The organism is Collinsella vaginalis (assembly GCF_900176655.1).
Lineage (GTDB): Bacteria > Actinomycetota > Coriobacteriia > Coriobacteriales > Coriobacteriaceae > Collinsella > Collinsella vaginalis.
Genome location: NZ_LT838843.1, coordinates 763,833 through 783,005 on the forward strand (window position 1 = coordinate 763,833; position 19,173 = coordinate 783,005).

A 19,173-nucleotide genomic window follows, 5' to 3' on the forward strand; every position below is an offset into this window, starting at 1 on the left:
CAGCGAGGATGCGCGTCAGGCGCCCGGCGCGCTCGGTGAGGTCTCGGTGCTTCCGGGCGCGGTCGACCTGGCGCTCGAGGGGGCGGAGCTGGCGGGTGAGCTCGCGGTTGATATCACGGGCCCGGGTGAGATGGGCGTCCATCGAGGCGATCTTCTTACTTGCCCGCTCCTTGCGGCGCTTGTGCTTCGAGATGCCGGCGGCCTCCTCGATCAGCGACCGGCGCTCCTCGGGGCGGCTCTGCAGGATGGCGTCGAGCTTGCCTTGGGAGATGATCGAATGGGTGTCCTTGCCGAGGCCGGAGTCGTGCAGGATGTCCTGGATGTCCATGAGGCGGCAGGGGCTCTGGTTGATCAGGTACTCGCTCTCGCCCGAGCGGTACATCCGCCGCGTGATGGCCACCTCGTTGAAATCGACCGGCAGAACGTGGTCGGCGTTGTCGAGCACGAGGGTCACCTCGGCGACCCCCACGGGCTGCCGGGCCGACGAACCCGAGAAGATGACGTCCTCCATGGCCTGGCCGCGCAGCTGCTTGGCGCTCTGCTCGCCGAGCACCCAGAGGATCGCATCGGAGACGTTCGACTTGCCCGATCCGTTCGGGCCGACGATCACCGTGAGGCCGGGCTCGAAGGTCATGTGCGCCCGGTCGGCGAAGGATTTGAAGCCCTTGAGGGTGAGGGATTTCAGGAACATGCGAGCTTACCCGTGCTTCCGCTCGAGGATGACGCCGTTGGTGGTGTAGCCGAGCCGCTCAAGCGCGTCGAGCGCGGCCGCGGCCTCGGCCTCTTTCTTGGACGAACCGCTCCCCCGACCCTGGCGCGCCCCGTCGAGGAGCACGACGGCCGTGAAGACCGGTTCATGCGCCGGCCCGTCGGTGCCCACGAGCTTGTACGAGGGAGTGCCCAGGTGATCGGCCTGGGTGCACTCCTGCAGGAAGGACTTGGGGTTCGTGGGATGCTCGGCCCGCTCGGCGGCGAGATGCGGGCGGAGCGTCCGCGTGATGAACGCCTCGGCCGCCTCCCAGCCGCCATCGAGGTAGAGGGCGCCCACCAGGGATTCGTAGACGTTCTCGAGCGCCGAGTGGAGCCCGCGCGCGCCGGTTCCGCTCTCGGACGGCCCGAAGGTGATCAGGGGGGCGAGCCCGAGCTCCTCCCCCACCTCCGAGAGGGTCATGCCCGAGACGAGCGAGACCTTCAGGCGCGTGAGCTTCCCCTCGTCGAGATCGGGATAGCTCTTGAACAGGGAGAGCGCCACGACCGACCCGAGGATCGAGTCGCCGAGGAACTCCAAGCGCTCATAGGACGCCGAGACAGGCTCGCCCTCCACCGCTGACGGATGGGTGAGCGCGGCCCGCAGCAGCGTGCGGTCGCGGAAGGTGTGGCCGCAGATCTCCTCTGCGGTCTCGATTCGTGTGGATGCAGCCACGCCGGCCTCACGCCTCCAGGGCGGCCTCGATGGCCTCGACGGCGTCGGAGACCGACCCGATGGCCTCGAGCTTCTCGTCGGGGATCTCGATGTCGAACTCGTCCTCCATGGCGGTGACGAGCTGCAGGCGGTCGAGCGAGTTGGCGTCCAGATCGTCGAAGGTGGTGCCCTCCGAGATCTCGGCGACATCGACACCCAGCACGTCGGCGGCGATCTCGCCGACCTTGTTCATGATCTCCGTGCGCTCCATGGCACTCCTCTCAATCACCGGGCTCCGCGCCCGGATGCTCTTACCGGTGTATGGTACCTCACCGAACGATACCGGGGACCGCGTCGGCGACCTTCGCCACAAGCCCCGCGCGAATCGTGCGGGCGCAGGCGAGCGTCCCGTTCGCCACCGCCTCGACGCTCGTGGCCCCGTGCCCGATCAGGAGCACCCCCTTAAGGCCGAGGAGCATCGCGCCGCCGTGTGCGTCCCCTGAGAGCTTGTCGCGCACGGCCGCGAGCTTGCCCTTGATGAGCAGGGCCGCGATCTTGCCGGTGAGCGACCCCAGAAGCGCGCCCTTGATCTCTGAGAGGAGGAGCTTGGCCGCCCCCTCGGTGGCCTTCAGGGCCACGTTGCCGGTGAAGCCGTCCGTGACCACGACGTCGAAGTCGCCCGAGGTGAGGTCGCCCCCCTCGCAGTTGCCCGCGAAGCCGGGGACCGCCTCGGCGAGCAGCGGATAGCAGGCGCGGGTGAACTCGGAGCCCTTGTGCTCCTCCGTGCCGTTCGAGAGCAGGCCGATCCGCGGCGCGGAGATGCCGAGGACCGCCTCGGCGTAGGCAGCGCCCATCTGGGCGTAGCGCACGATGTCCTTGGGTTCGACATCCGGACTGCCGCCCATGTCGCAGAAGACGGTGAGCCCGCCCGCGCGGTTAGGCAGCGGCGAGACAATGCAGGGGCGGATCGGCCGACGGCCATCGCCGGCCTCGATCTTGAAGGGGGTGATGTAGGCCGTGCCCGCCGAGACGGCCGCACCGGTCGATCCCGCGGTGAAGAAACCTTCGGCCTCGCCGCGCTTGACCGCCCGGCAGCCCAGGACGATCGAGCTCTTGCGCTTGGTCATGACGGCGTGGATGGGATCCTCCCCCATCTCGATGGTCTCCTCGGCGATGAGGGACGAGACGCGCTCATGGGCGGCCGCGAAGGGTTCCACGAGCGCCGCCGGGCCCACGGCGAGCACCGTGAGGGCGGGGTCGCGGTCAAGCGCGGCGGCGATGCCGTCGAGGACGACCTCGGGCGGCTCATCCCCGCCCAGGACGTCAACGGCAACGCGGACGGGTGCTGTCTGATCCATCGGAAGTTCCCCCTAACGAGAAACGGCCGGCTCACCGAGCCGGCCGAAATCAGATTCGCGATGCGCAGGGCCATGCGACCCACCTGCGGTGACGAGAAGCTTCAACACGCCTCCAACCGTAGCGGCCCTAGCGCTACTCGGTGACGATGACCTCGCGGTCCTTGTAGAACCCGCAGTTGGGGCACACATGGTGGGGAAGCTTGACCGAACCGCAGCGGGGGCAGGTGGACTGCGCCGGGGCGGAAATCTTCATGTTGGCGGAACGACGGGAATGCGTCTTCGCGCGGCCCTTTTTTTGCTTAGGTACTGGCATGTTGACCTCTCTTCATCACTCAATCCTGGCACGATCACGCGCAAGGATTGATACTAGCATGCTTGGACGGTATGTCCAGCGAAAATATAAGCCTTCCACAAGACGGCCGACTGCGGGTGCTAGTCGTCGAGCTTCAGGTTCTTGAGGGCGGCGAAGGGGTTCTCATCGCTCTCGACCCGCGCGCGCTCCGCTTTCTCCGCGCAATCGCAGGTCTCCCGGTTCAGGTTGGCCCCGCAGGTTGGGCAGAGGCCCTGGCAGTCCGGGCGGCAGAGCACCACGAACGGCGTGTCCATCACCACGGCGTCCATGATGGGGGCGGCGAGATCAATCACGCGGTCCTCGGGAAGGAGCTCGTAGTCGATGTCCTCCGCCTCCTCGGTGTCCTCCGGCGCCTGGAAGAGGTAGTACTCCTCGATCTCGCCGGCGATCTCCACCCGAGCGAGATCGAGGCAGCGGTCGCAGGTCCCCTCCGCATGCGCGCGGACGAGGCCCGTGACGAGGATGCCGTCACCGGCGTTGGTGAGGACCACGTCGTACGAGATGCCGGCGGGCACCCCGAGCTCCTTGTCCCCCACCGTGTATGAGCGCGCCTCGAGGGTCCCCGTGCGGGATATTGACTCACCCGGGTTCTCGAGACGGCCCGCGAGGTCGATGATGACCGAGGCGTCCCCCATGCTACCAGGCACCGTTCTGCTGCTGGCTCGCACCCTCGTTCAGCTGCTGGCGGCAGCGGGCAACCGTCGAGGTCAGCGACTTCAGGTTCTCCTCGAGGTGGGTGAAGACCTGCTCGGCGTAGTCCTCCGCGGCGTAGCGGGTCTCACGCTCGTACTGGTTGGCGCGGTCGCGGATCTCATCGGCCTGCTGCTGCGCCAGACGCACGATCTCCTGCTCGCCGGCGATGGTCAGCGCCTGCTGCTGGGCATCGGCGATGATGGAGTCGGCCTGCGCCGTCGCGGAGGCGAGGAGCTCGTCGCGCTCCTTCAGGATGCGGCGCGAGCGCTGCCACTCCTCGGGGTAGCTCATGCGGATCTCATCGAGGATGTTGAAGAAGAGATCGGTCTCGATGACCTTGAACTGCGCGCTCTTGCCGAAAGGGGGCCTGGCGTCTTGGATGATGCCGCTCAGCTCATCGACCAAGCTCTCGATCCTCTCGCCAGGAAGGTTATCGCCCGGCATCCGGTCTCCTTTCAACGGGTTCGCTTCAGCGTTCCATGGTAGCACAAGCTGCAGGATCCCTATACGAACCGCGCCCTGAGGGCGGTGGCGACACAGGGCGGGACGAATTCCGACACATCCCCTCCAAAGGAGGCGATCTGGCGGACCACCGAGGATGAGAGGTACCCGTAGCGCGGCGCGCTCATGACGAAGATGGACTCGAGCTCCTCATCGAGGCGGAAGTTGAGATCGGCCTGCTGGAGCTCGTACTCGAAGTCGGTCATGGCGCGCAGGCCCTTGACGACGGCGCCGGCCCGCTGCTCGCGTGCGAAGTCGACGAGCAGGCCGGTCATCGGCAGGACCGCGACGTCCTCGGTGCCGTGCGTGGCCGCGAGCGCGGCGCGCGCGAGGTCGACGCGCTCCTCGAGCGTGAAGGTGGTTCCCCCGCGCTTGCCGATCGAAGCGGCGACGGCGACGGTCACCTGCGGGAAGATGCGGCGCGCGCGGCGGACGACATCGATGTGGCCGAACGTGATGGGATCGAAGGTGCCGGGCACCAGCGCGTGATCGATGATGGCGGTCATGCGACCTCCTTTGCAGTCGTTGGACGGACGCGGGGGGCACACGATGATGCCGTGTCCGCGCCGCGGTTGGATGCGGGGGTCCTGCGCCCGCGAGGACGGGAGCAGATCATGCGCGGCCGCCGGTCGGGGCGGCCGGGTCGGTGGAGGCGGGGGCGCGGGAACCGCCGTCTTCCAAGCGCAGAAGGTCGACGGCCGTCCCGCCGTAGCGCTTCTCGCGGACGACCCCGAAACCCGCCGGACGGGCGCCGTCGTCCGACGCCGCATGCTCCACGAGGGCGAGGGCGCCCGGCGCGAGAGATCCCGTGGCAGCGAGGCCCTCGAGCAGCTCAACGGCCGGCGCGGCACCGAGCGCGTAGGGCGCGTCCACGAGCACGAGGTCGAACGGAGCCCCGGGCACGCGACCCCGCGCGGATGCGGCGAGGACGTCGCCGGTCACGACATGGTAGCGGGACCTGCTGCAGGAGAAGGCCTCGAGGTTCTTCCCCACGAGCGCCGCCGCGCCCCGATCGATGTCGAAGAAGGTGGTGAACGCGGCGCCGCGCGAGAGCATCTCGAGACCGAGGGCACCCGAGCCCGCGAAGGCGTCCAGAACGCGCGCGCCTTCGATGCCGTCAGGCAAAGCCGCGTCCACCATCGATGCCATGGCCTCGCGCACACGGTCGGTCGTGGGCCGGGTCACCGCGCGACCGCGGGGCTCCGCGAGCTTCCGACCACGCCATTCACCTGCGACGATCCTCATGCGCCGCTCACCTCCAGGAACTTGTCTCCAAACCGCTCCACGACCTCGTGGCGCAGGGGCAGCGTGGCCGTCGAGCGCAGATGCGGGGCCGCGCGCAGAAGCTCCACGGCGTCGACGTGCGCATCCTCGACGAGGTCCGCGTCGGCCGCCAGGTCGACGAAGCGCAGGCTGACCCCGCCGCTCTGGCGGTAACCGAGGATCTCGCCCTCATGGCGCAGGCGCAGATCGCGCTCGGCGAGCTCGAAGCCGTCTGCGGTCTTCTCCAGGGCGCCCANGTTCTCCTCGGCGAGGACCCGTGTCGCCACGCCGGCACCGGGAACGGGGCGGTGGCGGATGACGCTCGTGTCGAGATCGCCGAAGAACGAGAGCGCGAGGGTGCGCGGGATGGGCGTGGCCGTCATGACGAGCAGATCGGCCCCCGGCCCCTTCGTGCGCAAGGTGGTACGCTGGCTGACGCCGAACCGATGCTGCTCATCGATCACGACGAGCGAGAGGTTGCGGAAGGCGACGTCCTCAGAGAGGACCGCGTGCGTGCCGATGAGAACCGTCAACCGGCCCGCCGCGAGATCTTCGAGGATGTGCGCCCGCTCAACGGCCGGCGTGCCGCCGGTGAGCAGGGCCCAGGAGATGCCCGCAGCATCGAGCAGGGGCCCGCAGCTCTTTGTGTACTGCTGCGCGAGGACGCCCGTGGGCGCCATCACGCAGGCCTGGGTGCCGGTGTCGGCGGCGGCGGCGAGGGCGACGGAGGCGACGGCCGTCTTGCCGGTGCCCACATCGCCGAGGAGCAGGCGGCTCATGATGCGGTCGGGTACGGTCATATCGGCGAGGATGTCGGCGAGGGCCGCCTCCTGCTCGTCCGACAGAGCGAAGGGCAGGGCCGCGCGGAGGGCGGCGACGCGCTCCCCCACCTCATGCGCGATCGCGGGAACGCCCACGAGGTCAGACTCGGTGCGCAGGCGCAGGGCAAGCTGCAGATAGAGCACCTCGTCGTAGGCGAGGCGCCGGCGGGCCTCGCCCGCCTCGGCCAAGGTCGCGGGGAAATGGATGGTGCACAGGGCGCGCGATGCGCTCATGAGGCGACGGTGTGCGCGCAGAGGGGCGGGCACCGGATCGGGGAAGACGCCCACCGCCTCCAGGGCGCCGGCCGTGATCCTGCGCATCCACGCGGGGGAGATGCCCTCTGAAACCGGATGCACGGGCAGGATGGAGCCGGTCTCGGCGCCCTCGTCCAAGCGCTCGAAGGTGGGCGAGGTGAGCTGCTTGAAGCCGAAGGCGAACTCGACCTTGCCGATGAGGGCCAGGCGGTCGCCGGGCTTGAGCTGGCGCGAGAGCCACGGCTGCTTGAAGAAGGCCGCTCTGAGGACGCCGGTCTCATCCATGAGATGGACCTCGGTCACGACCATGCGGGGGCGGGGGCGCTTCTCGACCACCCGGTCGACCGTCGCCACGATGGTCGCGACTTGCCCGATCGGCGCCTCCTCGATGCGCAGGGCACGGGAGAAGTCGAGATAGCGCCGGGGGATGTGCGTGAGCAGATCGCGCACGCTCTCGATCCGCAGGCGATGGAGCGCCTCGCCCCTGCTCTCGTTCACGTAGCGCAGACGCCTGACGTCGCCGTCCAAGGCGCCAGCGCGCGCGAGACGGCTGGCGGCCAGGGGCATATCGCAGCCGCGGGACACGCGCGTGCCCTACTCGATGGAGAAGATCACCGGGTAGAGCGGCTGCTCCCCACGATGGGCGTCGATCTCGAGATCGGGATGGGCCTCCTCGATGCGCTCAAGCAGGCCGGAGAAGGCCTCGTCGTCCATATCCTCGCCGGCGAGGATCGTGAGCGAACCGCCCTCCTCCTCATCCTGCATGCGCTTGATGCAAGCGAGCGTGACCTCGGCCACGTCGGAGCCCACGACATCGATCGAGCCTGAGATGATGCCCATCACATCGCCATCGTGGATGGGGCTGCCGTCGCTCGCCTGGCTGTCGCGGACCGCGCGGGTGACCTCGCCGTCGCGGACATCCTCGAGCGCCTCGGTCATGGCCTCCACGACCTCGTCGAGGGGGGCACCGGGCACGACGGCGAAGAGGGCCGCGAAGGCCTGGGGCACGCTCTTGGCGGGCACGACGGCGACCTGCTTGTCCTCGCAGGCGGCCGCGGCGGCCTCGGCTGCCATGCGGATGTTGCCGTTGTTCGGCAGGATGATGACGGACTCGGCGTTGACCTTCGCCACGGCGTCCAGGAGGTCGGCCGTGCTCGGGTTCATGGTCTGCCCGCCGGCGACGACCTCGTCGACGCCGAGCGAGGTCAGGATCTCGGCCTCACCTGAGCCGGCGGCCACGGCGACGAAGCCGAGGGGCTTCGCAGGCGCGTCCGGTGCGGCGGCCTCCTGGTCAGCGTGGATCTTGGCCGTGCGCTCGCGGGACTCCATGTCCATGTTGTGGATGAAGACCTCATACACCTGACCGAGCTCGAGCATGTGCGCAAGAACCAGGTTCGGCGTGTTGGAGTGCACGTGGATCTTGTAATCGGGGTAGGCGCCCACGAGGAGCTCGCAATCGCCCATGCTCGCCAGGAAGGTGAGGGTCTCCTCCTCGTCGAAGGGGGCATCTGCCTTGAAGAGGAACTCGTTGCAGTAGCGGTACTCCGAGCCCTCCCAGTCGTCGTTCGCCTCGATCTCCACGCGGCCGAGGGCCTCGGCGCGGGCGTCATCGCCCGACGTGGCGGGCGCGGTCTCGAAAGTGGTCTGGAAGGCGTCCATGTTCGCCGTGCGGCCGAGCGCGGCCGAGACGAAGTGCTCGAGGAAGATGGCGAAGCCGAAGGCGCCGGAGTCGACGACGCCGTTCTCCTTCAGAACCGGCAGCAGATCGGGGGTGCGCGCCACGGACTGATAGGCCTCGACGACGATGGCGTCGAGGGCCTCGGGGGCGGTGAAGCGGCGCTTCTCGCACTCGTCGGCCTTGGTCGAGACATCGCGCAGCACCGTCAGGATCGTGCCCTCGACCGGCTTGCGCACGGCCTGGAAGGCGACCTTGACCGCACGGCGGAAGGCGGAGGCGATGTCGGCCGCCGTGACGGGCTCGCGGGCCTCGATGAGGCCCTCGGCGACGCCGCGCAGGATCTGCGAGGTGATGACGCCCGAGTTGCCGCGGGCGCCCATGAGGGAGCCGTGGGTGATGGCGCCGGCGATGGCCTCCATGTCGGCGTCGGCGGGAAGGGCGGCGAGCTCCTTCACGACCGATGCCAGGGTGAGGGACATGTTGGTGCCGGTGTCCCCATCCGGGACCGGGAAGACGTTCAGCTTGTTGATATCCTCCGCCTTGTCCGCGACGGCGGCCGCGGCAGCGGGGAAGCAGGTGCGTACAGTCTGTGCAATCATCTGGTGTGCAACTCCAACTCGTGTGCGCAGGCGCGGCTAGGCGCGCGACTTCATGGCGTCGATGTGAATGGCGATCTTGAGTTTGCCGGGATCGATCTGGGCGATCTCAGCCAAGGTGAACGTCACCGAGCTGGCGAGGTTCTCGCTGACGGACTTGATGTTGACGCCGGACTCGACGACCACGTGCAGGTCGACGGTGAGGCCGTCGTCGTCGGCGGCGACGAGCACACCCTTGCGCAGGCGCTGGCCGGCGAGGAGGCGCACGGACTCGGCGCCCTGGAGCTGCTCGGCCATGCCCACCACGCCGTAGCAGGAGAGCGCGGCATAGCCGGCGAGGTCGGCGATCACGTCGTTCGAGACGGAGAGCGTCCCAGCGATGTTCTCAGACACGGAATTCTCCTTCCTTCGTGCCCACGGGCACCCGGATACGGGAGCAGTCAAACTTGTATTTTACATCGCGGAGCAGGACTTGGCAGCCACATGATTCACCTTCATATGCGCATGGGTGTCCACCAGGCAAATGAGCACGGGCGCCCGTGTACGACGGGCCCATGCGCTTGAGGCGGATCTCCGAGACATGCGGCCCGTGCGATGGCGTGCGCGGATGCGAGCGAGCTGGGGATGCGGCCTTGGCCTGGGGCGCAGACAGCGCTTGTGGGAGCTCGATCAGAGCTTACGGAGGCTTTTGGATGCAAGAGGGTTGGCGGGCGCATTTTGGCGGCAAAACGTCATCTCAACAAGGTTTTCGAGGCAATTTGCCAAGAACGGGCTTTGAAATGACGTTTATCGCAGAGCTTTGTCACAGGGCATGTGGATATTGGCACCACCCTTTACGCGACAAGCCCCTCCGAGCTCTCGAGGTCTTTGGTAGGAATGGGCCGGAAAACGTCATCTCGACTAGGCCTCAAGGGCATTTTGCCAAGAACGGGCTACGAGATGACGTTTGCGTGGAGATCTCGAACGACCGACCGCCCTGCCCGGCCGGGGGCATCTCTCTGCCCGCGGAACCGGTCCCGGTGGTCGGCGCCCCCAGCACGGCGAGGGCATCTCCCTCTGCCTACGGAACCGATACTCGCTTCCGTGAAAGGGCAAACGGCGAACTCGGCTTTGTATACAGACAACGAAAAGGGCATGCGAGCTCTCCGACAAAGAGCCCCCCGACCGGCACGAATATAGAAACTGTCCAGTCATCTGTAAGGTCGTGGTTTTTTCTTCTACATCCTCAAGCCCCGCCCACGGTTCTCGCGTACGCTCGTCTCATGGCATATTTCATCTGTGACATATCGGCATTGCGCTTCTGGCTCAGCAACCGCCCGACGCGGCGGATGCTCACGCACCCCGCGAGCACGGAGCAGTTCGCCCTCTCCACTGCGGCGGCTCGAGACCTTCCGATCGAGCAGCTGGCCGATCTCGGCATTCGCTCGATGCCTCTTCACGTCGCCGTGTCGAACAGGGCAAAGAAACGCCTCTCTACCCGGGTGTTCGCTCATATATATGAGAAGGACCTCCCAGCGGGTTCGTTCTTCCACGTCAGAAGGGATATCTTCATCGAACATCCCGTACTTGCGCTCGCCCGCACGGCCACGCGTCTGGGTGAAGTTGAGACACTTCGCCGACTCCATCTCCTGACCGCCCAATTCTACGTGCACGAGGGTGAGCTGTTCCAGCGGACACCGCTTCTCTCCAAACGCGAGATCGAAACGTTCTTGGTGCAACTTCAAGGAGTGCCAGGTGCCGCTTTTCTCAATCGTCTGCTCCCCTATCTCGCTGAGGGCGCTGCGTCTCCGCGGGAAATCTGCGTCTCCATGCTGCTGTCGCTTCCAGCGCGCAAAGGAGGATACGGCCTCCCGCTGGCGCAGCTGAACGCCACGATCGAGCTGGCGGACGGATCCGTCCGCATCACCGACCTCTCCTGGCGGCGACGGAAGGTCATCCTTGAATATGATAGTGACACCTTTCATATCGGCAAAGAGGGCATTGGCCGCGATGCGGAGCGGCGCGTTAAGCTACAGGCAGCGGGCTACCATGTCGTGACACTCACCAACCGTCAACTCAAAAGCGAGCGTGAGACATACGAGGTCGCGCGTCTGCTTCGTCGTCGCCTTGGCCTATCCGCCTTTCGGCCCGGCAAAGGTTTTCAAAAACGCAACGCGGAGCTTCGTCGAAAGCTGGGACTTTGAGGCGGGCGTTGCAATCTTCGCAAACGCGATGATCGAGGTGGAACAGAAAGACTCTAGAGACCTCGGCGTTTGAATGCACCTGGACGCCTTCAGGACCGAGGGCCTCAGTGCGCGTGGATTGCCTGTAACGGGGGGGGGCAATTCCAGGCTCCGATGCGTAAAGTTGAGGTGGAAAATCTACTTTGGAGTGGTCTTGAAAGCAGGTTTGCTTGAAAACGCGGTTGAAAGTAGGCTTCCCTCCCAAAGCTTGCATTGGGACGTTGGCGTGGGCGGGAACGACACCGGGTTCCACGGCGCCGAAATGAGGTGGAAAACCTACTTTGGAGCGGTCTTGAAGGCGGATTTGACTGGAAGTGAGGTCCAAAGTAGGTTTTCGCCCCGAACATGGGCAAGGAGCATTAGGGCTCGGGGGCGTACTTTGGAGCCGCAGTCGATGCGGATTTGCCTGAGAACGTGGTCCAAAGTAGGTTCTCGCCCCCGGGCATGGGCGAGGAGCATCGGAGAGCTCGGAAGCGCACTTTGGAGCCGCGGTCGATGCGAATCTGCCTGGGAGGGAGGTCCAAAGTACGTTCTCGTCTCAAAGTCTGAGATGAGGCGTCCTGCCCGGTGCCCCCGACGAGGCATCCTGCGGAGCGCCCTCTAAACAAGACGTCCCACCCGACCGTCCGTTGGACGCACCGGGCGGGACACCCCGCTCAATCGGCCTGCCCTACTCCTCCCCCTCATCGAACTGCGACTCGTACAGCTCCGCATAGAACCCATCGGCAGCAAGCAGCTCCTCGTGGGTGCCGCTCTCCACGATGTCGCCGTCGCGGAGCACGAGGATCACATCGGCACCCCGGATGGTCGAGAGCCGGTGTGCGATCACGAAGCTCGTGCGCCCCGCCATCAGGATGTCCATCGCCCGCTGGATCCTCCCCTCGGTACGGGTGTCCACGTTCGAGGTCGCCTCGTCGAGGATGAGGATCGGCCGGTCCGCCAAAAGCGCGCGGGCGATCGTCAGCAGCTGCCGCTGACCCTGGCTCACGTTGCTCGCGTCCTCGTTGAGCTCGAAATCGTACCCACCTGGAAGGGTGCGGATGAAGTGGTCGGCGAGGCTCGCGCGGGCCGCGGCCTCCACCTCGGCGTCGCTCGCCTCGGCGTTGCCGTAGCGGATGTTCTCGCGCACGCTCCCCTTGAACAGCCAGGTGTCCTGAAGCACCATCGCGAAGTTGCGGCGCAGCTCCTCCCGGGGCCATTCCCGCACGTCCAAGCCATCCACGGAGATCGAGCCGCCGTTCACGTCGTAGAAGCGCATGAGGAGCTTCATCAACGTGGTCTTGCCCGCGCCCGTGGGGCCGACGATGGCCACGGTCTGGCCGGGCTCGACGCGCCGGGTAAAGTCATGGATCACCGTGCGCTCGGGGGTGTAGCCGAAGCGCACGTGGTCGAAGTTGACCTCGCCGCGCACCCGCGGAAGCGCGGGCGCCTCGACATCGGGCGGCTCCTCGTCCTCGGCCAGGAAGTCGAAGACGCGCTCAGCCGCGGCGGAGAGCATCTGCAGCATGTTCGAGACCTGCGAGAGCTGGGTGATCGGCTGCGTGAAGTTGCGGACGTACTGCATGAAAGCCTGGACGTCGCCGATCTGGATCGAACCGCCGATGGCCAGGAAGGCACCGGCCACGACCACGCCCACGTACCCCAGGTTCGCCACGAAGTTCATGAGCGGCATCATGAGGCCGGAGAGAAACTGCGAGCGCCAACCCGAGTCGAAGAGGCGGCCGTTCACCGTGTCGAAGTCGGACACGGCCCGCTCACGCCGGTTGAAGACCTGGATCACCGTCTGCCCCGAGAAGCTCTCCTCGATGATGCCGTCCGCCTGGCCGAGGAGGGCCTGCTGGCGCCGGAAATGGCGCTGGGAGGCGCGCACGACCACGATGACGGCCACGAGCGAGATGGGCACGGTGAGGAAGGTCACGCCCGCGAGCGCCACCGAGAGCGAAAGCATCTGAATCGTCACGCCGACGATCTGCGCCACCGAGGTGATGAGCTGGGTCACGCTCTGGTTGAGCGACTGGCCGAGGGTGTCGACGTCGTTGGTGACGCGGGAGAGGACGTCGCCCGTGCTCACGCGCTCGAAGTAGCCGAGCGGCATGCGGTCGATCTTCTCGATGATCTCGCGGCGCAGGCGGTAGCACACGCGCTGCGTGATGCCCGTCATGAGCCAGCCCTGCACGAGGCTGGCCGCCGACGCGAAGACGTACAGGGTGAGCGCCGTGGCGAGGATCTGCCCGACGGCGGCGAAGTCGATGGAACCCGTGCCCGCCGCTCGAGCAGCCACACCCCGGAAGAGCTCCGTGGTGGCGTCCCCGAGGATGCGCGGACCGGTCACGTTGAAGGCGACCGATGCCACGGCGAACACGATAGCGATGAGGAGCTGGAGCCAATCAGCCGCGATGTAGCGAATGAGCTTCACGAGGGTTCCCTTGAAGTCGCGCGCCCGCTCGCTGGCGGGACCGTTGTTGCCCATATGACCTGGCATTAGCGCTCACCTCCTTCCTTCTCGGACGCCCGCGGGGCGGGCACCCCGTCTGCAATGCCAAGCTCCTCGGGAGAAAGCTGGCTCTCAGCGATCTCACGGTACGCACGGCAACTTTCAAGCAGCTCAAGGTGGGTGCCAGAGCCAACCACATGACCGTCGTCGAGGACGATGATCTTATCGGCCCGCATGATGGTCGCGATACGCTGGGCGACGATCACCACGGAGGACGCCGCGGCGCGATGCGCCAGGGCGTCGCGAAGCGCGGCGTCAGTCTTGTAGTCGAGCGCCGAGAACGCGTCGTCGAAGACAAGGATCTTGGGCTCGCGGGCGATCGCGCGGGCGATCGCCAGGCGCTGGCGCTGACCGCCGGAGACGTTCGACCCGCCCTGCGCGATCGCGCTCTCGTACCCCTCGGGCTTCTCCTCGATGAACGCGGCAGCCTGAGCGACCGCAGCCGCGCGCTCCACGGCCTCATCGGGAAGCGCCGGATCGCCGTACTTGATGTTGTCGGCGATGGTTCCGGAGAAGAGGACGCCCTTCTGCGGGACGAAGCCGATGAGGTCGCGCAGCTCGGTGAGGCCCATGTCGCGCACGTCGACGCCGTCGACGGTGATGGTGCCCGCCGTCGCGTCGAAGAGGCGCGGAATGAGCGAGACGAGGGTCGACTTGCCCACACCCGTCGAGCCGATGATGCCCACGGTCTCTCCCGGTCGCACCATGAAGCTCACATTCTCGAGCGTGTTCGCCTCAGAACCCGGGTAGGCGAAAGAGACATCGTTGAAGGCGAGCTCACCGGTCCAGCCTCCAACAGGTGCCGGCGCGGGGCTCGCGGGCTCGGAGATCGAGGGCTCAACCGCCAGGACCTCGCGGACACGCTCGGCGGCGACATCGGCGCGCGGCAGCATGACCGAGATCATCGTGAGCATCATGAAGGAGATGATCACCTGGATCGTGTAGTTCATGTAGGCCATGAGGTCGCCCACCTGGAGCGTGCCCGCATCAACGCCCGCGGCACCGAACCACAGGATCGCGACGCTCGTGACGTTCATGACGATCAGCATGAGCGGGGACATGAAGGCCATGGCGCGGTTCGTGAAGATGTAGGTGGCCGTGAGCTCCGAGTTGGCGCGGTCGTAGCGCTCCTCCTCATGGCGGCTGCGTCCGAAGGCGCGGATGGGCATGATGCCGGTGATGATCTCGCGGGCGATGAGGTTGTTCTTGTCCACGAGCTTCTGCATGATCCGGAAGCGCGGCAGGGTGAGGCCCATGAGGAGGCCGACCGCCACGGAGATGGCGACGATGGCCACGGCGATGACCCATTGCAGGCCGGTGTCGCCGAAGGAGACGACGCGGATGATAGCGCCGATGCCCATCACAGGGGCGTAGAGCACCAGGCGCAGGATCATGACGATGACCGTCTGGATCTGCTGGACGTCGTTCGTGGCCCGCGTGATAAGCGAGGCCGCGGAGAACTGGGAGGTCTCGGCAGGCGAGAAGGCGAGAACGCGGTCATAGAGGTCATGGCGCAGGTCGCGGGCGACGGCGGCAGCCGTGCGCGAGGCGTTGAGCGCCAGAGCGACGGCACAGAGCCCGGCGAGGCCGGCATAGGCGAGCATGTAGGCGCCCTGCGAGAGCAGGTAATCGGTCTGCACCCGGTTGACATCGACACCCGCGGCGCTCTCAGCCGTGCGCACGAACTCGATGGCACGGGCGGTGACGGCCTGATCGCCCAGACGCTCGACGAGCTGGGAGCGGGCCTCCACGAGGCCGCTTGGGTCAAGGACGCCCATGCTGATGAGCCTCTGCAGGCCAGCGATGTCGACGGTGCCCCCAAGCTGGGTCTCAAGGGCGGCCGCGGCCTCAGACGGAATGCCCGCGCTCTCAACGAACTCGGAGGTGGGCACACCCTCCTTGAACTGGTAGGCGAGCATCTCGGCCTCTGCCATCGCCTGCTCGAGGTTGGCGCGGGCCTCTGAGCTGCCTGAGAAGGTGAGCATCGAGCCGTCTGCGGTGTAGGCCGCATCGACGGCGGCCTGCTCATCGGAGGTGAGGAAGAGCTTGACTGAAGCGAGATCCTCCTCGGTGATCGTCGTGGGGACGGTGGAGGTGATGCCGCCGTTCGCGATACCGGTGTTCACGATGTCGCTCATGATGGTCGGTAGGGAGAGCTCGCAGAACGCCTGGACGATCAGCAAGGCGAGCGCGAGGACGATGCTCAGCTTATGATGCTTGAGGAAGGAGAAGGTCTTCATGCGCGCCCCTCCCCGGCCTCGACGTCCACCGGCGTGGCGGCGCGGCCCTCGTCGCGCCGGCGCCGCATGATCTCGACGGTCCGCGTGAGGATGCGCAGGAGCTCTCGGGCGTCATCGAGGCCGAGCTCCTCGAGGAAGCCGACGGTGAACGCACGCATGCGCTCGATGCTTCCCTCGACCTCGGCACGGCCCTCCTCGGTGAGACTCACCATGACACGACGCTTGTCGTGCACCTGCTGGCTGCGACAGACCAGGCCGCGCTCCTCGAGGACGCGCAGGATGTTGGCGATGCGGGCGTCAGTGAGGCCACATTTCTGGGCGAGGTCCCCGGGGGACATCTGGTCTCCCTCTGTGGCCAGCACCTTCAAGACCAGGTTGAGCCCACGCAGGGACTGCTCGACCTTGGGGTGGCCGTGGCCGTGCATGCGCATGATGGCGCCACCAACATGCGCGAGCTTGTGCGCTATCTCATCAAGCTCCGCGCGCTCCGAAGGTTCGTGCTCCATGTCTCCTCCTTCACTAGTTTTCAGTAGTAATTTCTAGCGGAAGGAATCTTATACCTTCGTGTAGAAGGAACAAGGGCCGCCATGAAACGTCCATGGCGGAACCAGCGGAGCGAACTGGGGCAGCCGATGTCGTACGCAGATAACGCCGTCACGACGGATGGGGCCCGCGGAGCGAGCTGGGGCAGCTCAACCGGGACGGCATATAGTAGGACCGCACGTTGGAGTACCTGCAATACGGGTATCGGGACGATGTATGCTGTTCACTGATCCAGTTGCTCGCAGATCAGGCACCCCGCAGAGCACATCTCTCACCCAGCCGTGCAAGGTGTCCCCTGGATGCACGGACTTCTGTCCCAAATTCGAGATGCTCTCTGGATGTTGATACAGATCCAAGCACCCAGCTGAATTTGAAAGCTCATCCGGCACTCAAGCGCTGAATCAGTTGCCCGCACAGGCCATTCGCGACAAAAAAGGGGGACACCCCTGTGGATGTCCCCCAAGATCGACCATGAGGCCCGCGGCTACCCGGAGAGTCCGAGGCACGGATGCGAGCCTTGCTTTAGGAACGGGCGACCTTCTGCGCCTTGAGGCAGCTGGTGCACACATTCATCTTGCGGCGCGTGCCGTTCTCGACAACGTAGACGCGCTGGATGTTCGGACGGAACTGGCGGTTGGTGACACGATGGGAGTGGCTGATGGACCGACCCGCCACCGGGTGCTTACCGCAGACTTCGCAAACCTTGGACATGACTTGACCCTCCTTGGGCGGCATCGGCAGGTAGCCGCGTGAATAAACCGACATTGAACTATAACACAGAGAGCTCGATCGCCGCGCAATCTACATACCGGTTTTCGATCTTTGCCGCACCGAGGATCGTCAGCCTGGATCGGACCCGCTCAAAGACGCCTGCGCACGCTAAGGAGTGAGGACCACGATCTTACCGCGGGCACCGCCCTCCTCCATCAGCCGGTGCGCATCGACGATCTGGTCCATGTTGAAAACACGGCCCACCGGGACGACGGCGGCACCGGAGGCCACGTCATCCAGGTACTCCTGGAGCACCTCGGCGGGAAGGTCGGCCGCCTCGCCGGCATAGGCGGTGAGGCGCACACCGCGCGGGATGTAGTCGATGGGGTAGAAATCGGGCACCGTCCAGACGTTCGACAGCATACCCGTGAAGCAAACGACCCCGTGGACGCGTGTGGACGCGAGGGTGTCACGCAGGGTGGGCGCGCCTACGAGCTCCACGGCGGCGTCAACGCCGCCCGGCACGATCGCACGGGCTTCGGTGGAGACCGACCCGTCGTCGACGATGACATGGTCGACCCCCAGCGCGGTCAGCGCGGTCACCTTATCGGGGTCCCTCGTGGTGGAGAGCACCGTCATACCGCGCCGTTTGGCAAGGACCGCCAGGGCCATCCCAACCGAGGATGTCCCTCCTCGAATAAGCAGAGACTGCCCGGGTCGCGCATCGAGGCCAACGGTCAAGGATCCAAAGGCCGTCTGGAGCATCTCGGGGACAGCGCCGACGACCTCCCAGCCGAGCCCGGATGAGAAGGGGATAACCTGGTCCACGGGGACGCAGGTGTACTGCGCGTAGCCCCCGTCGAAGCTCCTCCCCATGCCTCCCATCATGGTCACCACCTGCTGGCCCGGGACAAACGTGCCGGACGGATCCTCCTCGATGACACCGGCTGCCTCGATACCCGGAACGCGCGGGAAGGTGACCGTGTCGCCCGCCAACCCAAGTCGGGTGTGCAGCTCGGATCGGTTCAAACCGAAGGCCCGAACGCGTATGAGGACCCACCCCGGTCGGGGGCGGGGCCGGGGAATCTCACGGATCGACAGGCTCTCAGCGGGCCCGGGACCCTCGAGCACAACCGCGCGCATCATGTCACCCATGATGCCTCCCGTCTCAACAAATGATCGCTGACTCGTAGCCCCCGTCCCCATCACGACGGTGGGGACGGGGGCGCTTGGCACTAGGCGCTCGAACGGGGCGCCGGGGCAACGACCTGATACCTTACTGGTAATCGAAGACGTCGATCCAACCGAGGAGGAACTCCTTGTCCTGATCGGGGCGCTTCCGCGCGAGCTCAGAGGCGGCCACGATCGAGGTCCACTTGCGCACCACCTGGATCGGCTCGTCGGCGCGCTCGCTGTAGAGCTCGAGGTAGGCCTGGGCCTGCTGCTTGTCGGTGAGGGCGAAGAGCAGGAAGGTCATCGCCGCGTCAGCGGCGGGAGAGCCCTGGGTCGCGTGGGCCCAGTCGCAGATGGAGAGCGAGCCGTCCTCGGACACGATCACGTTCGTGGGGTTGAAGTCACCGTGGCAGACGCGGTGGTGGCGCTCCATGCCGTCCAGGCGCTCGAGCAGGTTGTAGCGCTGGGTGGCGTTGAGCTCCTCGAGGCCGTTGATCATGCGGCTGTACTTGTCGCGCTGGCGCGGCAGCAGCGGGCTGCGGTGCCGGTGCACGTCGATCTGCAGGTCGACGAAGCGCTCGAGGTACTCGTAGAAGCGGCTCGGATCCTCGGCCATCTTCTCGGCGAGGGTGACGCCCGGCACCTTCTCGGTCAGGATCCCCCATCCCTCGCCGGCGACCTCGGAGACCTCGAGCACCTTCGGGCTCGCGATCCCGGTCTCGTTCACGCGGGAGAGGTTCAGCACCTCGTTGAAGACGTCCGACACCGGCTTGGTGCCGTTGAACACCTTGGCGATCTTGTCACCGAGGTCGTAGACCTTCTTGTTGCCACGCTCGACGATGAGCGTGCGGGAATCGGGAAGCAGCATGCG

General features: G+C 66.3%; 19 protein-coding genes. 1 reads left to right on the plus strand and 18 read right to left on the minus strand.

What is annotated here, in order from left to right:
- The 12 genes from CAP13_RS05210 to CAP13_RS05265 form a co-directional block, all read right to left on the minus strand.
- Positions 1-691: chromosome segregation SMC family protein (locus CAP13_RS05210; RefSeq protein WP_179184947.1), on the minus strand; the 691-nt coding region annotated here is incomplete at its 3' end.
- A gap of 6 nt (positions 692-697) precedes the next feature.
- Entirely contained in the window at positions 698-1,423 is a 726-nt protein-coding gene (gene rnc / locus CAP13_RS05215) for a ribonuclease III (protein WP_085830521.1), read from the minus strand.
- A gap of 7 nt (positions 1,424-1,430) precedes the next feature.
- A complete protein-coding gene (locus tag CAP13_RS05220) occupies positions 1,431-1,673 on the minus strand; it encodes an acyl carrier protein (RefSeq protein ID WP_085830522.1) in 243 nt (80 codons plus the stop codon).
- A 58-nt stretch (positions 1,674-1,731) separates the two neighbouring features.
- The gene (locus CAP13_RS05225) at positions 1,732-2,760 is read right to left on the minus strand and encodes a phosphate acyltransferase (RefSeq protein WP_085830523.1); all 1,029 of its coding nucleotides are present in this window, start codon (positions 2,758-2,760) and stop codon (positions 1,732-1,734) included.
- A 133-nt stretch (positions 2,761-2,893) separates the two neighbouring features.
- The gene (gene rpmF, locus CAP13_RS05230) at positions 2,894-3,073 is read right to left on the minus strand and encodes a 50S ribosomal protein L32 (protein ID WP_085830524.1); all 180 of its coding nucleotides are present in this window, start codon (positions 3,071-3,073) and stop codon (positions 2,894-2,896) included.
- A gap of 119 nt (positions 3,074-3,192) precedes the next feature.
- Positions 3,193-3,747 (minus strand): YceD family protein, encoded by a 555-nt coding sequence (locus CAP13_RS05235; RefSeq protein WP_085830525.1) that lies wholly within the window; start codon positions 3,745-3,747, stop codon positions 3,193-3,195.
- A gap of 1 nt (position 3,748) precedes the next feature.
- Positions 3,749-4,249 carry an ATP synthase subunit B family protein gene (locus tag CAP13_RS05240; RefSeq protein ID WP_085830526.1) on the minus strand — a complete coding sequence of 167 codons (501 nt, stop codon included), beginning with the start codon at positions 4,247-4,249 and terminating at the stop codon, positions 3,749-3,751.
- A gap of 59 nt (positions 4,250-4,308) precedes the next feature.
- Positions 4,309-4,812: a pantetheine-phosphate adenylyltransferase gene (coaD, locus tag CAP13_RS05245; RefSeq protein ID WP_085830527.1), complete on the minus strand. Its 504-nt coding sequence runs from the start codon at positions 4,810-4,812 to the stop codon at positions 4,309-4,311.
- A 106-nt stretch (positions 4,813-4,918) separates the two neighbouring features.
- A complete protein-coding gene (gene rsmD / locus CAP13_RS05250) occupies positions 4,919-5,551 on the minus strand; it encodes a 16S rRNA (guanine(966)-N(2))-methyltransferase RsmD (protein ID WP_085830528.1) in 633 nt (210 codons plus the stop codon).
- On the minus strand, positions 5,548-7,212 hold the full coding sequence (locus tag CAP13_RS05255; RefSeq protein ID WP_085830763.1) for an ATP-dependent DNA helicase RecG: 1,665 nt from the start codon (positions 7,210-7,212) through the stop codon (positions 5,548-5,550). Before CAP13_RS05255 ends, rsmD begins: the two co-directional genes overlap by 4 nt.
- Positions 7,213-7,239: 27 nt before the next feature.
- On the minus strand, positions 7,240-8,922 hold the full coding sequence (locus CAP13_RS05260; RefSeq protein ID WP_085830529.1) for a DAK2 domain-containing protein: 1,683 nt from the start codon (positions 8,920-8,922) through the stop codon (positions 7,240-7,242).
- A gap of 36 nt (positions 8,923-8,958) precedes the next feature.
- Positions 8,959-9,312: an Asp23/Gls24 family envelope stress response protein gene (locus CAP13_RS05265; protein WP_085830530.1), complete on the minus strand. Its 354-nt coding sequence runs from the start codon at positions 9,310-9,312 to the stop codon at positions 8,959-8,961.
- A gap of 869 nt (positions 9,313-10,181) precedes the next feature.
- Between CAP13_RS05265 and CAP13_RS05270 the strand changes: the two genes are divergently transcribed.
- Positions 10,182-11,102 (plus strand): hypothetical protein, encoded by a 921-nt coding sequence (locus CAP13_RS05270; RefSeq protein WP_143764896.1) that lies wholly within the window; start codon positions 10,182-10,184, stop codon positions 11,100-11,102.
- A 709-nt stretch (positions 11,103-11,811) separates the two neighbouring features.
- On the opposite strand, the gene CAP13_RS05275 is transcribed toward CAP13_RS05270, so the two are convergent.
- From CAP13_RS05275 to CAP13_RS05300, 6 genes are all read right to left on the minus strand, one after another.
- A complete protein-coding gene (locus CAP13_RS05275; RefSeq protein ID WP_245798916.1) occupies positions 11,812-13,623 on the minus strand; it encodes an ABC transporter ATP-binding protein in 1,812 nt (603 codons plus the stop codon).
- On the minus strand, positions 13,623-15,875 hold the full coding sequence (locus tag CAP13_RS05280; protein WP_085830533.1) for an ABC transporter ATP-binding protein: 2,253 nt from the start codon (positions 15,873-15,875) through the stop codon (positions 13,623-13,625). Before CAP13_RS05280 ends, CAP13_RS05275 begins: the two co-directional genes overlap by 1 nt.
- Complete coding sequence (locus tag CAP13_RS05285) at positions 15,872-16,381, minus strand: MarR family winged helix-turn-helix transcriptional regulator (protein ID WP_085830534.1); 510 nt, start codon at positions 16,379-16,381, stop codon at positions 15,872-15,874. The genes CAP13_RS05280 and CAP13_RS05285 overlap by 4 nt, the downstream gene beginning before the upstream one ends.
- A 559-nt stretch (positions 16,382-16,940) precedes the next feature.
- Positions 16,941-17,129, minus strand: a complete 189-nt coding sequence (gene rpmB / locus CAP13_RS05290; RefSeq protein ID WP_085830535.1) for a 50S ribosomal protein L28 — start codon at positions 17,127-17,129, stop codon at positions 16,941-16,943.
- A 168-nt stretch (positions 17,130-17,297) separates the two neighbouring features.
- Positions 17,298-18,284 carry a zinc-binding alcohol dehydrogenase family protein gene (locus CAP13_RS05295; RefSeq protein ID WP_097677671.1) on the minus strand — a complete coding sequence of 329 codons (987 nt, stop codon included), beginning with the start codon at positions 18,282-18,284 and terminating at the stop codon, positions 17,298-17,300.
- Between the two features lie 121 nt (positions 18,285-18,405).
- Positions 18,406-19,170, minus strand: coding sequence for an aminoglycoside phosphotransferase family protein (locus CAP13_RS05300; protein WP_085830536.1), 765 nt, complete (start codon positions 19,168-19,170; stop codon positions 18,406-18,408).
- Positions 19,171-19,173: the final 3 nt, after the last annotated feature.

Coding starts and splice junctions, on each gene's coding strand:
- CAP13_RS05220 (WP_085830522.1), bottom strand. CDS start 1,673: ATGGAGCGCACGGAGATCATGAACAAGGTCGGCGAGATCGCCGCCGAC.
- CAP13_RS05225 (WP_085830523.1), bottom strand. CDS start 2,760: ATGGATCAGACAGCACCCGTCCGCGTTGCCGTTGACGTCCTGGGCGGG.
- rpmF (WP_085830524.1), bottom strand. CDS start 3,073: ATGCCAGTACCTAAGCAAAAAAAGGGCCGCGCGAAGACGCATTCCCGT.
- CAP13_RS05235 (WP_085830525.1), bottom strand. CDS start 3,747: ATGGGGGACGCCTCGGTCATCATCGACCTCGCGGGCCGTCTCGAGAAC.
- CAP13_RS05240 (WP_085830526.1), bottom strand. CDS start 4,249: ATGCCGGGCGATAACCTTCCTGGCGAGAGGATCGAGAGCTTGGTCGAT.
- coaD (WP_085830527.1), bottom strand. CDS start 4,812: ATGACCGCCATCATCGATCACGCGCTGGTGCCCGGCACCTTCGATCCC.
- rsmD (WP_085830528.1), bottom strand. CDS start 5,551: ATGAGGATCGTCGCAGGTGAATGGCGTGGTCGGAAGCTCGCGGAGCCC.
- CAP13_RS05260 (WP_085830529.1), bottom strand. CDS start 8,922: ATGATTGCACAGACTGTACGCACCTGCTTCCCCGCTGCCGCGGCCGCC.
- CAP13_RS05270 (WP_143764896.1), top strand. CDS start 10,182: ATGGCATATTTCATCTGTGACATATCGGCATTGCGCTTCTGGCTCAGC.
- CAP13_RS05275 (WP_245798916.1), bottom strand. CDS start 13,623: ATGCCAGGTCATATGGGCAACAACGGTCCCGCCAGCGAGCGGGCGCGC.
- CAP13_RS05280 (WP_085830533.1), bottom strand. CDS start 15,875: ATGAAGACCTTCTCCTTCCTCAAGCATCATAAGCTGAGCATCGTCCTC.
- CAP13_RS05285 (WP_085830534.1), bottom strand. CDS start 16,381: ATGGAGCACGAACCTTCGGAGCGCGCGGAGCTTGATGAGATAGCGCAC.
- rpmB (WP_085830535.1), bottom strand. CDS start 17,129: ATGTCCAAGGTTTGCGAAGTCTGCGGTAAGCACCCGGTGGCGGGTCGG.
- CAP13_RS05295 (WP_097677671.1), bottom strand. CDS start 18,284: ATGGGTGACATGATGCGCGCGGTTGTGCTCGAGGGTCCCGGGCCCGCT.
- CAP13_RS05300 (WP_085830536.1), bottom strand. CDS start 19,170: ATGCTGCTTCCCGATTCCCGCACGCTCATCGTCGAGCGTGGCAACAAG.